This is a genomic window from Kribbella sp. NPDC051620 (assembly GCF_044453825.1).
GTDB lineage: Bacteria > Actinomycetota > Actinomycetes > Propionibacteriales > Kribbellaceae > Kribbella.
Window position 1 is genome coordinate 554,260 of sequence record NZ_JBITDB010000001.1, and the last position, 13,892, is coordinate 568,151.

11 protein-coding genes are annotated in these 13,892 nt (G+C 68.3%); all 11 read right to left on the reverse strand.

From position 1 onward, the window contains the following. Nucleotides 1-519: 519 nt before the first annotated feature. On the reverse strand, nt 520-1,437 hold the full coding sequence (locus ACIA12_RS02460) for an IclR family transcriptional regulator (protein ID WP_396365014.1): 918 nt from the start codon (nt 1,435-1,437) through the stop codon (nt 520-522). A 70-nt stretch (nt 1,438-1,507) separates the two neighbouring features. Next, nucleotides 1,508-2,758 carry a DUF6986 family protein gene (locus ACIA12_RS02465; protein WP_396365015.1) on the reverse strand — a complete coding sequence of 417 codons (1,251 nt, stop codon included), beginning with the start codon at nt 2,756-2,758 and terminating at the stop codon, nt 1,508-1,510. Nucleotides 2,759-2,794: 36 nt separating this feature from the next. After that, on the reverse strand, nt 2,795-4,144 hold the full coding sequence (locus tag ACIA12_RS02470; protein WP_396365016.1) for an 8-oxoguanine deaminase: 1,350 nt from the start codon (nt 4,142-4,144) through the stop codon (nt 2,795-2,797). Further along, nucleotides 4,141-5,046, reverse strand: coding sequence for a factor-independent urate hydroxylase (gene pucL, locus ACIA12_RS02475; RefSeq protein ID WP_396365017.1), 906 nt, complete (start codon nt 5,044-5,046; stop codon nt 4,141-4,143). Before pucL ends, ACIA12_RS02470 begins: the two co-directional genes overlap by 4 nt. 4 nt (nt 5,047-5,050) lie before the next feature. Continuing rightward, a complete protein-coding gene (gene uraH / locus ACIA12_RS02480) occupies nt 5,051-5,560 on the reverse strand; it encodes a hydroxyisourate hydrolase (RefSeq protein WP_396365018.1) in 510 nt (169 codons plus the stop codon). Further along, nucleotides 5,557-6,048, reverse strand: coding sequence for a 2-oxo-4-hydroxy-4-carboxy-5-ureidoimidazoline decarboxylase (gene uraD / locus ACIA12_RS02485; RefSeq protein WP_396365019.1), 492 nt, complete (start codon nt 6,046-6,048; stop codon nt 5,557-5,559). The genes uraH and uraD (ACIA12_RS02485) overlap by 4 nt, the downstream gene beginning before the upstream one ends. Next, nucleotides 6,045-7,337 (reverse strand): guanine deaminase, encoded by a 1,293-nt coding sequence (guaD, locus tag ACIA12_RS02490; protein WP_396365020.1) that lies wholly within the window; start codon nt 7,335-7,337, stop codon nt 6,045-6,047. Before guaD ends, uraD (ACIA12_RS02485) begins: the two co-directional genes overlap by 4 nt. Then, nucleotides 7,334-8,161 carry a xanthine dehydrogenase accessory protein XdhC gene (gene xdhC / locus ACIA12_RS02495; RefSeq protein ID WP_396365021.1) on the reverse strand — a complete coding sequence of 276 codons (828 nt, stop codon included), beginning with the start codon at nt 8,159-8,161 and terminating at the stop codon, nt 7,334-7,336. Before xdhC ends, guaD begins: the two co-directional genes overlap by 4 nt. Nucleotides 8,162-8,171: 10 nt before the next feature. Then, on the reverse strand, nt 8,172-10,508 hold the full coding sequence (xdhB, locus tag ACIA12_RS02500) for a xanthine dehydrogenase molybdopterin binding subunit (RefSeq protein WP_396365022.1): 2,337 nt from the start codon (nt 10,506-10,508) through the stop codon (nt 8,172-8,174). Then, nucleotides 10,505-11,944, reverse strand: coding sequence for a xanthine dehydrogenase small subunit (locus ACIA12_RS02505; protein WP_396365023.1), 1,440 nt, complete (start codon nt 11,942-11,944; stop codon nt 10,505-10,507). Before ACIA12_RS02505 ends, xdhB begins: the two co-directional genes overlap by 4 nt. After that, nucleotides 11,941-13,866, reverse strand: coding sequence for a 2-oxo-4-hydroxy-4-carboxy-5-ureidoimidazoline decarboxylase (gene uraD / locus ACIA12_RS02510; protein WP_396365024.1), 1,926 nt, complete (start codon nt 13,864-13,866; stop codon nt 11,941-11,943). The genes ACIA12_RS02505 and uraD (ACIA12_RS02510) overlap by 4 nt, the downstream gene beginning before the upstream one ends. Nucleotides 13,867-13,892 lie beyond the last annotated feature (26 nt).

Here is a 13,892-nt window from a genome sequence, read left to right on the forward strand (position 1 = left end):
GTTCCCAGCCGTTCAGTAGGCGGTGATGGGTGCCGACTCTTGTGACGGTCACAGAGTGGATCGGGATCCTGGATGGCAGTCGGAAGCTGTGAGTTTGCGACGGCACAACCACAGCCAGGTTCGGGGTCAGGGCCGCCGCGGTGGGATTTTCCAGACCTTCATGCATCCCGAGTACCTCCGGAGTCGCAGACGGCGTGACGCTGGAGTGCAAGCCCGGGCGGAAAGTCTGATGGGAACGCCTGGTGGAAACGCCTGATGCGAACGCCTGGTGGGGAACTCCAGTCGACGGCGGAGCACTCGACCTTCGGCGCTCCGCCAGACGGTGGCCGCAGGAGCGTGGGTGCCTACTCTCGCCTTCGCGCGACGGAAGAGCGCTTACCCAGGGGTGGGTGGGAGCGACGAGTGGTGAGCGAGGAACGAGCGGCGAGGCAGCGTGGGAGTACTTATCGGAGGAACGAGCGGCGAGGCAGCGTGGGAGTACTTATCGGAGGTGCGAGCGGCGAGGCTGCGTGGGGGTACTTATCGGAGGTCGTCGGAGAAGGCCTTGGCGGCTTGGGTTAGGAGGGGGACTGCTTGGTGGAGGAGGTCTTCGGTCATTCGGCCGGCGGGGCCGGAGAGGGACAGGGCCAGGCGGGACGGGGCGTCGGGGACCTGTACGGCGACGCAGCGGACGCCTTGTTCCTGTTCGCCTTCGTCCAGGGCGTAGCCGTCTGAATCGGCCTTGTGGAGTTGGGCGATGAACTCGTCGGGGTCGGTGATGGTGGTCGAGGTGTGTTGGGGCATGCCGGTGCGGTGCAGGAGGTCGCGGACCTCCGGCTCGGGGAGCTTGGAGAGGATGGCTTTGCCGACGGCTGTGCAGTGGGGGAGGACGCGGCGGCCGACCTCGGTGAACATGCGCATGGAGTGGCGGGACTGTACCTGGGCCAGGTACACGATCTGATCCCCGTCGAGCATCGCCATGTTCGCCGACTCGCCGACCTGGTCGACCAGTTGCGCCAGATGCGGGCGCGCCCAAACGCTGAGCATGTGCGAGGACGCCTCGCCGAGACGGATCAGCCGGGGGCCGAGGACGTACTGACGGGACGGCTCCTGCCGGACGTACCCGAGGTCGACCAGGGTGCGGACCAGGCGGTGGATCGTGGGCAGCGGGAGACCGGAGGTGGTGGCGAGCTGGGACAGCGGGACCATGCCACCCGCGTCGGCCATCATCTCGAGCAGGGCGAAAGCACGCTCGATCGACTGCACGCTCCCGGTACGGCTCTTGGTGCTGGCGCCCTCCGGCTGCGCGTCGGCCGATCCTGCCGGCTGCGCCTCGGCCGATCCCGCCGGCTGCGCGTCGGCCGATCCTGCCGGCTGCGCGTCGGCCGATCCCGCCGGCTCCGCCACGGCCGATCCCGCCGGCTCCGCCACGGGGGTTCCGCTCTGCTCGTCCGCCACAGCGGCCTCCGCTCTCTCGGTACTTCCGGATCATGGAAGTTTAACCACAAATGCCGGAAGTGCCGAGGACTCAGGAGCGGAGCGGGCGGCGGGCGAGCCTCGCCAGGCCGGCCGTGTCGACGCCGATCAGCTTGTCGAGCTCGGCGGTGTCGAGCGCGCCGCACTCCAGGCCACGCAGTACGAAGCCGGCCAGCGCGGCGGCGGTCGCAGGCTCGTCCAGGTAGCCGGAGTCACCTCCTTCGACATAGGCGCGAAGTCGGGCGGCAGCTGTGGCTAGGCCCTCGCGGTAGAACAAGTAGGTAGCGACGTAGCGGCTGGGTAGTTGCGCGGGGTGCATGTCCCAGCCTTGATAGATGCCGCGTTCCAACGATCGGCGGACCAGGCGCTGGTGGAGACGCCAGGCGGCATGGACCTGCTCACGGGAACCGATGGGCAGCACATTGGTCGAGCCGTCGCAGACGAAGACGCCGGTACCTGCCGCAGCCAACTGCATGACGTCCTTCGCATGGTCGGCGACCGGATGCTCCATGCTCTGGTACGCCGCTGCGATGCCCAGCGAGGCCGAGTAGTCATAGGTGCCGTAGTGCAGACCAGTCACCCGGCCCGCACCCGCCCGGATCATCGCGGGCAGCGGCGTCGCGCCATCCGACCCGAGAATCGCCTGCGGTGTCTCCACCTGGATCTCGAACTTCAGCGAACCCGAAGCCACCCCGTTCGTCTGCTCGACGGCGTCCAGCACGACAACCATCGCCGAGATCTGGTCGACCGAGGTGACTTTGGCGAGGGTGATCACGAACCCGACGGTCAGCGCGCCGGCCTCGGCCAGCTCGCTCACGAACAGCGTCAGCGTCTGGACCCCGCGCCGGCGGCTGGGCGCTTCGAGCGACTTGATCCGAAGCCCGTGATACGGCGGCGCCGCCCCGGCGTTGATCAGCTCGGCCAATGCCTGGCCCGCACTGACAGCGGCCTTGTCCTCCTGCTCGTCCGGGCGGTTCCCGTAGCCGTCCTCGAAGTCGATGCGCAGGTCCTCGATCGGCTCTCGCTCCAGCTTGGCGTGGACGCGGTCGAAGACCTCGACGGCGTGACCGGCAGGCAGGTCGAGCACGGTAGCCAGTTCCTCCGCCGACCGGCCATGTTCACCCAGCACGGCCCGAGCTTGCTCCGCCCACTCGCCGACGGTGCCGGATGTGAAGCGATCGGCAGGCACGTACACCGTATGGATCGGTTGCCGAACTCCGCGATCGCCCGGGTAGAGCGTCGTCAGCGCGGCGTCGGCGTCGGCCAGCCGTCGGTCCAGCTCGGCAAGAAGTGCTTCGTCCACAGGTTCGCCTCTCAGTGCTTTCAGTGGCTCGCGGCTCTAGGTAGCTCGCGCGAGAAGGGCCTTCTGGGTCCTGGCCACCTGCTCTGCCAGGGTCGGTTCGTCGATGGTGACGACGGTGTCCTGCTCTACGACGGGTCGGCCGTTGACCAGGAGCAGCTCCAGTGGTGGGGGAGCGCCCAGGACCAGCGCGGCCACCGGGTCGTCGATGCCGGCGTGGGTGAGAGTGTCGAGTCGCCAGACGGCGAGGTCGGCCAGCTTCCCGACCTCCAAGGAGCCGATGTCGTCCTCCCGGCCGAGAATCCGCGCGCCATCCAGCGTCGCCAGCTCCAAAGCCGTCCGTACGTCGAGAGCCTGCGGCCCACCACGTGCGCGGGCGAACAGCAGCGCATTGCGCAACTCCTCCAGCAGACTGCCCGCTTCGTTGCTGGCAGCACCATCCACCCCGAGCCCGACCGGACAGCCGGCCGCTCGCAGGTCGGCGACGCGGGCGATCCCAGCGCCGAGGCGAGCGTTGGAGCTGGGGCAGTGCGCGATTCCGGTGGCCGTTGCCCCCAGCCTCTTGATCTCCGCGTCGTCGAAATGAATGCCATGCGCGAACCACACATCAGAGCCAGTCCAGCCCAACTCAGCCGCATACTCCGACGGCGTACAGCCGAACCGCTCGTCACACCACTCGGCCTCGTCGGTCGTCTCGGCCAGATGCGTGTGCAGCCGGACGCCCTTGCGACGGGCCAGTTCGGCCGACTCCCGCATCAGGTCGCCGGTCACACTGAACGGCGAGCAAGGCGCGACGACCACCTGCAGCATCGAATCCGGCGAAGAGCCGTGCCAGCGGTCGATCGCGGCCTCGGTCGCGAGCAGGATCTCCTCGCGGTCCTCGACCACCGAGTCGGGCGGCAACCCGCCGTCCTTCTGGCTGAGATCCATCGAGCCGCGCGCGGGGTGGAACCTGAGCCCCACCTTGGCTGCCGCGGTGATCTCCGCTTCCAGGAGATCACCGCCGCGCCGGGGGAAAACGTAGTGATGATCCGACGCGGTCGTGCACCCGGTGCGCGCCAGTTGGGCCAGCGCGCCCTGGGCTGCCACATGCACCGACTGCTCGTCGATACCTGCCCAGACGGGATACAAGGTGTTGAGCCAGCCGAAGAGAGTCGAGTCGGCTGCGAGTCCACGCGTCACCCATTGGTACAGGTGCTGGTGGGTGTTGACGAACCCGGGCGTCACCAGACACCCGCGTCCGTCGACCACTCGTGCGCCCTCGTACGCCGGTGCCGGCCCGGCCCCGACCGCGACGATCCGGTTGCCGTCAGCAACGACGTGGCCGGTGGTCAGCTCGCGGCGTTCCCGGTCGAGGGTGACCACGGCTGCGCCGTCGATGACGATCAACAGAAGCCCGGTACGGCGTGCCAGGCCGACCCCGCGTCGGTTGCGTCGTCACGGACGACCGATGCCTCGATCAGCCCGTACGGACGGTCCGCCGCGATGAAGACCTCACCAGGGTTCTCCACCTCGAACGGGCTCAGGTCGACCAGGAAGTGGTGCTTGTTGGGGGCCGAGAACTTGATCTCCGCGACCTCGGGGTGGCGCTCGAGGACCGCCTCGCCCATCCCGTACAGGGTCTGTTGCAGCGCGAGGCTGTGGATGGTCGCGAACTTCTCCAGCAGCAGGCTCTTGATCTCGTCGTACGACTTGTCCCAGTCGACGTCCGTGTGGTCGTAGCGCCAGCGGGCGACCAGGGAGGTGGCGAGGATGCGGTCGTCGGTCTCCTTCAGCGTCGTGTACTTGTCCTTGAGGAAGCCGTGGAACTCGGAGCCGGTCGACTTCAGGACCGTCAGGTCGCGGATGCCCGAGACGACGTGCGCTTTGCGGTCGTCGCCGCGGCCGTCGAGGTTGACGACGGTAGTACGGATGCCGGCGCCGCTGCGGACGAAGGAGTGGTCGTGGCCGGCGCCGTCGACGGGGATGCGTTCCCAGTTGTACTCCTCGATCTCGACCCGGGCGCCGTCGGCCGCGGCCGAGGCGGTCAGGAAGTGGTCGGCGAGGGTGAGGGCGAACTCCTCGATCGAGTCGACGCCCTTCTCCTTGGCGAACGCGAAGGCGGTGTTCTTCTGGCTGTCGGTCGGCAGTACGTCGGACTGGTCGCCGGTTGTGTGCGCGTTCTCGAACCGGCCGCGCAACGCGGACGAGACGTTGAGGTCGCGGATCTGGTGCCGGGGCGTGTCGCGGTAGATGCGGACGACCCGGCTCTCGGCCTTGCCGTACTGATTGGCTCCCAGGTGGATCGCCATCGGATCAGCTCCCTCGATAGGTGGAAAAGGCGAACGGACTGAGCAGCAACGGAACGTGGTAATGCCGCTCATCGGAAATCAGAAAGGTCACCACGACCTCAGGAAAAAAGATGTCCTGCTTGGTGGCTGCCGCATAGGCAGCCGTGTCGAAGCGCAGTTGGTAGGTGCCAGGCTCCAGCTCACCGGAGGTGAATGCGCTGATGCGGCCATCGGCGTCGGTGGTGCTACTTCCGACCGCGGACAAGTCCGCGGTCGTGTCCGCGCTCGGAAGGGAAGGCGTGTCGGGGGGCCGCACCGGCTCGGGCTGGGGTGGGGTGGGCTGACCGGGGTCCGGCTCGGGCTGGGGCGGGGTGGGCTGAGCCGGGTCCGCCTCGGGCTCGTGTGGCGTGGGCTGAGCGGGGTCCGCCTCGGACCGGGAGGAGTTGCGTGCGGTCAGGCGGGACAGGGTGACTGGGACGCCTTGGGCCGGCTTGCCTAGGGCGGTGTCGAGGATGTGGGTGGAGAGGGTGGTCATGTGATCGCCTTTGTTAGGCGGAGGTTGGCTATTTTGCGGAGTTCTTCTTGTACTACCGAGGCTTCGGTGGTGTCGTCGTTCGTCAGGCGGTGGTTCAGGGCGGTGAGCAGCTCGGTGGCTGACAGGCCGGTGGCGCAGATGAGGAAGACTCGGTTGAAGCGTTCCTCGTAGGCGCGGTTGCCGGCCGCTAGCGCCTCGCGGACAGCGGGGTCGTCGCCGACGCCGGACTGTTCCTTGCGGGACCAGGCTGCTTCGGTGCTCGAGCCTTCGGCGCGGTCGCCGATTCGGGGGTGGGCAGCCAACGCCTGTGCGACCTCGTCGGAGGTGAGGGATCGCGACGCTTCGTCCGCGACCTTGGTGAGGGCGGCGAGATCGGCGTACGGGCGGTCGGCGAGGATGCGGTCGACCCAGCGCGGGACGTCGCAGCAGGCGGCGAGCAGCGGTCGCAACTCGTCGACGCGAGCGGAGTTGAAGTCCTGCAGGTTCATCCGACCTCCACGTCGTTGACCAGTTGGCCGTCGATCCAGACGGCGCGGACGTCGGCCGGCGTACCGAGCGTGAACGCCCGGGCCAGCGCGTCTTCGTAGTCCTCGGCATGCTCCAGCCCGATCGCCAGCGGCGAGCCGTCGGCCGGCCGCAGCAACTGGGCGTCGAAGCGCTTGCCGACGCTCAGCTCGCCGACCTCTTCCAGTCCCAGCGCCGTAGCCCCGGCAGTCGTTGCCAGGTGCAACAAGTGCGCGGAGTTGAGAGCCAGGCCGCGGTCGCCCATCAGTTGCTGGCAGAAGTACGCCTGCAGGCCCTCCTTCAGCAACGAGAACCCGGTACCAGCGCCGACATCCGACCCGAGCGCGACCCGTACCCCGTGATCGAGGTGCCGCGTCAGCGGGAAGAGCCCACTCCCCAGCACCGCGTTGCTCGTCGGGCAGTGCGCGACCGTCGCCCCGCTGTCGCCGAGCAGCTTGAGCTCGACGTCGGTCGGGTGGACGTTGTGTGCGAGCACGCTGCGGTGGTCGACCAGGCCGTGCTTGTCGTACGTACTGACGTAGTCGCTGCCGCCGAAGAGTTCGGCCACGGTCGCGATCTCCGCCTCGTTCTCGTTGAGGTGTGAGGTGAAGAGGGCGCCCGGGATCTCCTCCAGGATCGTGTGGCAGGTCGCGAGCAGGTCGTCGGTGCAGGAGAGCGAGAACCGTGGCGTCACGGCGTACCGGTTGCGGCCGACGCCGTGCCAGCGGGCGGCCAGTGCGAGCGACTCGGTGTAGGCGCGTTCCGGGGTGGTGAGCAGATCCGCGCGGATGATGCGGTCGCTCACGACCAGGCCGCTGGTGATCCGCAGGCCGACTCGGGAGGCGGCGGTGAAGAGGGTGTCGACGGCGGAGGCGAAGTGCGCGCCGAAGACCAGCGCGCTCGTCGTACCGGCTGCCGCGAGGCCGCGGACGAACTCGTCGGCGACGCTGGAGGCATAGGCGGCGTCGGCCATCCGGGCTTCCTCGGGCAGCGCGTAGCGGTCGAGCCATTCGAGCAGCGGCATCCCCATGCCGCCGACCGCGCGGATCTGCGGGAAGTGCACGTGCGTGTCGACGAAGCCGGGCAGTACGAGCCCGCCGGTCAGGTCGACGACGCGCTCGGCCGGGTGGGCGTCGCGCAGTTCCGCGTAGCTCCCGCGGGCGGTGATCAGGCCGTCTTCGACGAGCAGCGCGGCGTCGGTGGCGACTCGCAACGAGCCGCCGGTGAACGGGTTGTCCGGGGTGTCGAGGAACGTGCCTCTGAAGAGCGTCATGCTTCTGCCTCACGGTGAACCGGCGCGGAGTTGCGCTCGGCAACGAACAGTTGGAGCAGCCAGGCGGCCACGCTGACCGCGATCACGGCCGGCTCCTTGCCGGGCAGGTCGGACAGCCCGATCGGCGTGGTGATCGAGTCGATCGCCTCGGCCGGAAGGCCGTCGTCGGCGAGCTTGCGGCGGAATCGCGCCCATTTGGCGCTCGATCCGATCAGGCCGATCGTCGCCAGCTGCCCGTTGCGCAGCGCGGCATCGCAGAGGGCGGCGTCCTCGGCGTGGTCGTGCGTCATCACCAGCGCGTGCGTGCCCGGGGGCAGCTCGCCGACGACGAGTTCCGGCAGGACCGGTACGTGGTGCACGTGCACGCCTGCCACGGCGTCGTCCAGGACGGCGAGCCGCGACGGTACGAGCTGGTCTGGGCGCGAGTCGATCAGATGCAGTTCGAGGTCGTGCCGGGCGAGGATGCGGGCCAGCTCGAGCCCGACATGACCGACCCCGAAGATCGCCACCGACGGAACCACCGGCAACGGCTCCAGCAGCAACTTCACCTCACCACCACAACACTGCACCGCCTGCTGGAACGGCGCCTTGTCCGACAACGAAAACTCCAGTACTTCGGGTTCGCCCCGCCCCTCAGCCAGCAGTACCCGCGCTCGCTCGACCGCGACCGCCTCAAGGTTGCCGCCACCAACAGTCGCCCAGACATCATCCGCGGAGACGACCATCTTGGCCCCCGCATCCCGAGGCGAGTGCCCACGAACGGAGATGACGGTGACCAGTACGCCCGCCCGCCGCTGCTCCCGCAGAGCTTGAACAGCCCGCATCCACTCCATCTCAATCACGCTCCTGCCGAGCCTTGTCCAGCGCCCAATAGACCGCCTCGGGCGTCGCTGGGCAGGCCAGATCCACACTCGTTCCCGCCGGGCCGAAGGCTGCGGCTGCTTGGCGGAGGGCTTCTCGGACTGAGAAGGCGAGCATCAGCGGGGGCTCGCCGACGGCTTTGGAGCCGTAGACTGCGCCGTCTTCGTGGGCCTTCTCCAGGAGGCGGACGTTGAAGACCTCGGGCATCTCGGAGAAGCTTGGGAGTTTGTAGGTGCTTGCCGCCTGGGTGGCGAGGCGGCCGCGGTTCGGGCCGGTGCTCTCGTCCCAGCGGAGATCCTCCAGCGTCAGCCAGCCGGCGCCTTGGACGAATCCGCCCTCGATCTGCCCGATGTCGATCAGCGGGCTGAGGCTGTCGCCCACGTCGTGGACGATGTCCACCCGTCGCAACGTGTACGCGCCGGTGAAGCCGTCGACCTCCACCTCGGACGCGGCGACGCCGTACGCGAAGTACTTGAACGGCTCCCCCCGCATCGCGTTGGCGTCCCAGTGCAGACCCTCGGTCCGGTAGAAGCCGGCCACCCACAACTGCACCCGCTGGAAGTACGCCGCATTGACGACCTCTTCCCAGGTCAGCGTCGGACCGTCGAAGGTCAGCCCGCGGACGACACCGTCGACGAACCGCACGTCATGCGCGCCGATCCCGAGCTTGCCCCCGGCAACTTGTTCGAGGCGCGTACGGATCTGCTCGCAGGCGTTCTTGATCGCGGCCCCGTTGAGGTCAGCGCCCGAGCTCGCCGCCGTCGCCGAGGTGTTGGGCACCTTGTCGGTCCGCGTCGGCGCCAGCCGTACCCGCGACAGCGGGATGCCCAGCGACGTCGCCGCCACCTGCAGCATCTTGGTGTGCAGGCCCTGGCCCATCTCCGTGCCGCCGTGGTTGATCAGCACCGAGCCGTCCTTGTAGACGTGCACCAACGCGCCCGCCTGGTTGAACGCAGTCAGGTTGAACGAGATGCCGAACTTCACCGGCGTCATCGCGATCGCCCGCTTGAGGTGCGGGTGGGTCGCGTTGAACTCCTCGATCTCCACCTTGCGCCGCTCGATATCGCCCTCCGTGAGGACCTCACTCCAGCAAGCTTCCAGGCGCTCGGCATGGCGGACCGGCATCCCGTACGGCGTGCTGTCGCCTGAGTGGTAGAAGTTTCGCCGCCGCAGCTCCATCGCGTCGTACCCGAGCAGCGGCGCGCACCGGCCGAGGATGTCTTCGAGGACGAGCATGCCTTGCGGCCCGCCGAATCCCCGGAAGGCGGTCTGCGACGTCTTGTTCGTCTTGGCGATCCGGCCGTCGACGCGGACGTTCGGGATCGAGTACCCGTTGTCGATGTGGCACATCGCGCGGGCGAGCACCGGCTCGGACAGATCGAGGCTCCAGCCGCCGTCGGCCGTCAGGGTTGCATCCAGCGCGACCAGGTGACCCTCGTTGTCGAAGCCGACCCGCCATGAGCTGTGGAAGCCGTGGCGCTTGCCGGTCATCGTGACGTCCTGGGTGCGGTTGAGCCGCAGCCGTACCGGGCGGCCGGTCAGCGTCGCGCCGAGTGCCGCGATGGCGGCGAACCCGTGCGGCTGCATTTCCTTGCCACCGAAGCCGCCGCCCATCCGCAGGCACTGAACGGTCACCGCGTGGTTGGCCACGCCGAGCACGTGGGCGACGATCTCCTGTGTCTCCGACGGGTGCTGCGTGCTGCTCTGGACGAAGATCTGGCCGCCCTCGTCGATGAGCGCCAGCGCCGAGTTGGTCTCCAGGTAGAAGTGCTCCTGACCGGCGAACTCGAACTCACCCTCGAAGACATGCGGAGCCGACGCCAGCGCGGCCTCGACATCACCGCTCTCCAGATGCCGCCCGATGCCCTGGAAGTTGCCTGCGGCAATCGCCTCGCGGACGGTCACCAGCGAAGGCAGTTCCTCGTACTCGACCTCGACCGCCAAAGCTCCGAGCCGGGCGGCCTCCAGCGTCTCGCCGAGCACCCAGCAGATCGCGTGCCCGTGGAACATCGCCTCGGACGGGAACAGCGGCTCATCGTGCTTGACCCCGGCGTCGTTGATCCCGGGCACATCCTCAGCGGTCAGAACCCGGACAACTCCCGGTACGTCGTACGCCGGCTTCACCCGCAGGTCGAGGATCCGCGCATGAGCATGCGGCGACTGAACCGGCCACGCGTGCAGTACGTCGTGGGTGCGGATCACCAGGTCGTCGGTGTAGAGCGCCTCGCCGGTCACATGCAACGCCGCGCTCTCATGCGGCAACGGCAGGCCGACGATCGAGTTCTCGGGACGAAGCGACAGCGAGCTCATGCGCTGACTCCTTCCGCTGCGAGGTGTTGAGCGAAGAACCGGAGCAGCGACTGCCCGAGCATTGCCGACCGGTACGCCGAACTGGCCCGGTGATCGTCCATCGGCGTTCCCTCCCCGGCCAGTACTGCAGCCGCTTCACCGACGGTCCGCTCGGTCCACGGCCGGCCGATCAACGCGTCCTCGGTCGCCCGCGCCCGCAACGGAGTAGCAGCCACCCCACCAAGCCCGATCCGAACCTGCCTCACAACCCCGTCGACAACCTCGACGGCGTACCCGACAGCCACGCTCGAGATGTCGTCGAATCGCCGCTTGGCGATCTTGTGAAACGCCGTCATAGATGCCAACGGCAACGGAATCACCACACTACGAATCAACTCATCCGTCGCCTTCACCGTCTGCCGATACCCCGTGAAGTAGTCGGCCAAGGCCACGACGCGCTCACCCCGGCTCGACGCCAAGACGAGCGACGCGTCAAGCGCGAGGAGGGCCGGCGGTGTATCCCCGATCGGCGACCCAGTCCCGAGGTTCCCCCCGATGGTCGCCCCGTTACGAATCAACCGAGACGCAAACTGCGGAAACATCTGCCCCAGCAACGGCACCCGCCCAGCAAGTAACCGCTCGACCTCACTCAACGTCAACGCCGCCCCAATCCGCACCTCGCCCGCCTCGAAGTCGAACTCGCGGAGTTCGGGTAGGCGGTCGATGGCGACTACGAGTGGGGGGCGGAGGCCTCGGAGGTTTACTTCGACGCCGGTGTCGGTGGAGCCGGCTACGAGTTGGGCTTCGGGGGATTCGGCGAGGATTTCGAGGACCTGGGGCAGGGTGGTTGGGCGGATGAATTCGGCTTCGTTGGTGGTGATTTGGGTGGCTACTGGGGGCGGGGGTGGGGATAGGCGGCGGGCTGCGAGGGTGTCGTCGGCGGCGGGCTCACCGAGGGCGTAGGCGGCGTCTCGGATGGGGCGGTAGCCGGTGCAGCGGCAGAGGTTGCCGCTCAACGCGTGGAGGTCGAAGCCGTTGGGGCCGTGTTCGTGCTCGCAGCTGCCGTCGGCGGAGGGAGTACGGTCGGGGCGGTAGTACTCGGCGGCCATGCTGCACACGAAGCCCGGAGTACAGAAGCCGCATTGGGAGCCGCCGCGGACGGCCATCTCCTGTTGGACGGGGTGCAACGCAGTGCTCCGACCCAGACCTTCAGAGGTGATGATCTCCTGGCCGTCCAGGGATGCGGCGGGCAGCAGGCAGGCGTTGACGGCGGTCCACTCGGTGGGGCTGTCGATGCCAGGCCGGGCGACCAGTACGGAGCAGGCCCCGCACTCGCCCTCGGCGCAGCCTTCCTTGGCGCCGGTCAGCCCGCGGTCACGGAGCCAGTCCAGCACGGTGGTGTGGACGGGTACGCCGTCGAGACCGGCGTCCCGGCCGTTCACCTTGATCGTCGTCATGGCCGGCTCCAACGGGTCCTTGCACTGTGGATGGGGTTCGCGTCCTGCAGGAAGTCGTCGAACCGGTACCCAGCGATCTTGGCGATCTCCAGCAGCGCGGCGGCGTGTTCCTGGTTCTCGCAGTTGCCGAGCCGTACCCGGCCCTGCTCCACGATCCGGTCGAACGACTCCGCGTCCCTGACCGAGATGACGAGCGGGAAGCCGAAGCGCTCCTTGTACTCCGCGGTGATCGCCGCCAGCTCGTCCCGATCAGGCTCCGGCAAGAAGGTCAGACCGCGAGTGGCCTGATCCCGAAGCGACGCCTCCCCGCTCAACCCATCGGCGACGAACTGCGAGCCGAGCTGCGGGTACGACCCGATCAGCTCGCGCTGCTCCTCGGGCGAGCCGGAGAAGAGCGCCTCCTGGAACGACCGCCGCAACGCGTGGGTGTCGGTGAACGGCCGCATCTCCCAGGCCCGCTCGACCATCCAGGTCGGTCCCTGGAACAGCCCGGAGAAGGTCTGGACGAACTCGTCGCGGCTCATCTTGTTGACCTGATCCAGCCGGATCAGACCGGTACGGTTCGGCTGACCGGCCACCGCGGGGCCGAAGTCCTTGCCGACGTGGTGGAAGAGCAGGTTCAGCCCGATCGCGGTCAGGCTGCCGAGCGTGATGCCGCTGCCGAAGATGATCTCGGCCCAGCCCGGTACCGCCTGGGAGATCTGCGGCTGCGCGGTCACGTACATCGCCAGCCCGACGCTGGTCGCCACGATCACGACGTTGCGGTGGTCGTGGAAGTCGACCTTGGCCAGCGTCTGGAAACCGACGACCGCGACGGTGGCGAACATCGCCAGGGCCGCGCCGCCCAGTACGGGATGCGGGATGCCGGCCACGATGGCGCCCGCCTTGGGGATCAGGCCGAGCAGGATCATGATGCCGCCGGCCGAGGCGACCACCCAGCGGCTCTTCACCCGGGTCAGCCGGACCAGCCCGACGTTCTCCGCGAAGCAGGTATAGGGGAAGGAGTTGAAGACGCCGCCGATGGTGGTGGCCAGGCCGTCGGCGCGCAGGGCCCGGGCGATGTCGTCGCGGCTGATCCGCTTCTGCACGATCTCGCCGGTCGCGAACACGTCGCCGGTGGTCTCCACCGCGGTGATCAGCATGACGACGACCATCGAGATGATCGCGGCGATCGAGAACTTGGGCCAGCCGAAGTAGAAGGGCTGGGTGACGCCGACCCAGGCAGCGTCGCCGACCGCGCCGAAGTGCGCGTCACCGAAGCTCCAGGCGACCAGAGTGCCGACGACGAGGCCGACCAGTACGGCGACGGTGGCCATGAAGCCCTTGAAGACCCGCTGGATGAGCACGATCAGTGCGAGAGTGCCGAGTGCGTACGCCAGGTTCTTGCCGCTGGTCGGGTCCGAGGTCGGTCCCGCGCCGCCCGTCGCGTCGCCGGCGGCCACTGGGAGCAGGGCCAGCCCGATGATCGTGATCACGGAGCCGGTGACGACGGGAGGGAAGTACCGGATCAGCTTGCTGAAGAACGGTGCGATGAAGAAGGTGGCCAACCCGGCGACCAGGACCGCGCCGTAGATGACCAGCAGGCCGTTCGTACCGCCGCCGGCCGCGAGTCCGATCGCGATCATCGGCGAGACGGCCGTGAAGGTCACGCCCTGCAGCAGCGGCAGCCGGACGCCCACCTTCCAGAAGCCGACCGACTGGATGATCGAGGCGATGCCGCAGGTGAACAGGTCGGCGTTGATCAGGTGCACGAGCTGCGCCGTGGTCAGGCCGATCGAGTTCGCCAGCAGGATCGGGACGATCACCGCGCCGGCGTAGAAGGCCAGCACGTGCTGGGTGCCGTAGACGGCGAGCTTGCCCGGCGACAGGACTTCGTCGACGGGATGACGGTTCGCGCGGCTCGGTCGCGTTGCTGCCTTCATTTTCGGCACCTTCCAAGGGGTCGCGG

What these genes read in the sequence shown, in the direction of transcription:
- pucL (WP_396365017.1), bottom strand. Translation starts at nt 5,046, where the DNA reads ATGGCGATCCACCTGGGAGCCAATCAGTACGGCAAGGCCGAGAGCCGG.
- uraH (WP_396365018.1), bottom strand. Translation starts at nt 5,560, where the DNA reads ATGACCACCCTCTCCACCCACATCCTCGACACCGCCCTAGGCAAGCCG.
- uraD (WP_396365019.1), bottom strand. Translation starts at nt 6,048, where the DNA reads ATGAACCTGCAGGACTTCAACTCCGCTCGCGTCGACGAGTTGCGACCG.
- guaD (WP_396365020.1), bottom strand. Translation starts at nt 7,337, where the DNA reads ATGACGCTCTTCAGAGGCACGTTCCTCGACACCCCGGACAACCCGTTC.
- xdhC (WP_396365021.1), bottom strand. Translation starts at nt 8,161, where the DNA reads ATGCGGGCTGTTCAAGCTCTGCGGGAGCAGCGGCGGGCGGGCGTACTG.
- xdhB (WP_396365022.1), bottom strand. Translation starts at nt 10,508, where the DNA reads ATGAGCTCGCTGTCGCTTCGTCCCGAGAACTCGATCGTCGGCCTGCCG.
- ACIA12_RS02505 (WP_396365023.1), bottom strand. Translation starts at nt 11,944, where the DNA reads ATGACGACGATCAAGGTGAACGGCCGGGACGCCGGTCTCGACGGCGTA.
- uraD (WP_396365024.1), bottom strand. Translation starts at nt 13,866, where the DNA reads ATGAAGGCAGCAACGCGACCGAGCCGCGCGAACCGTCATCCCGTCGAC.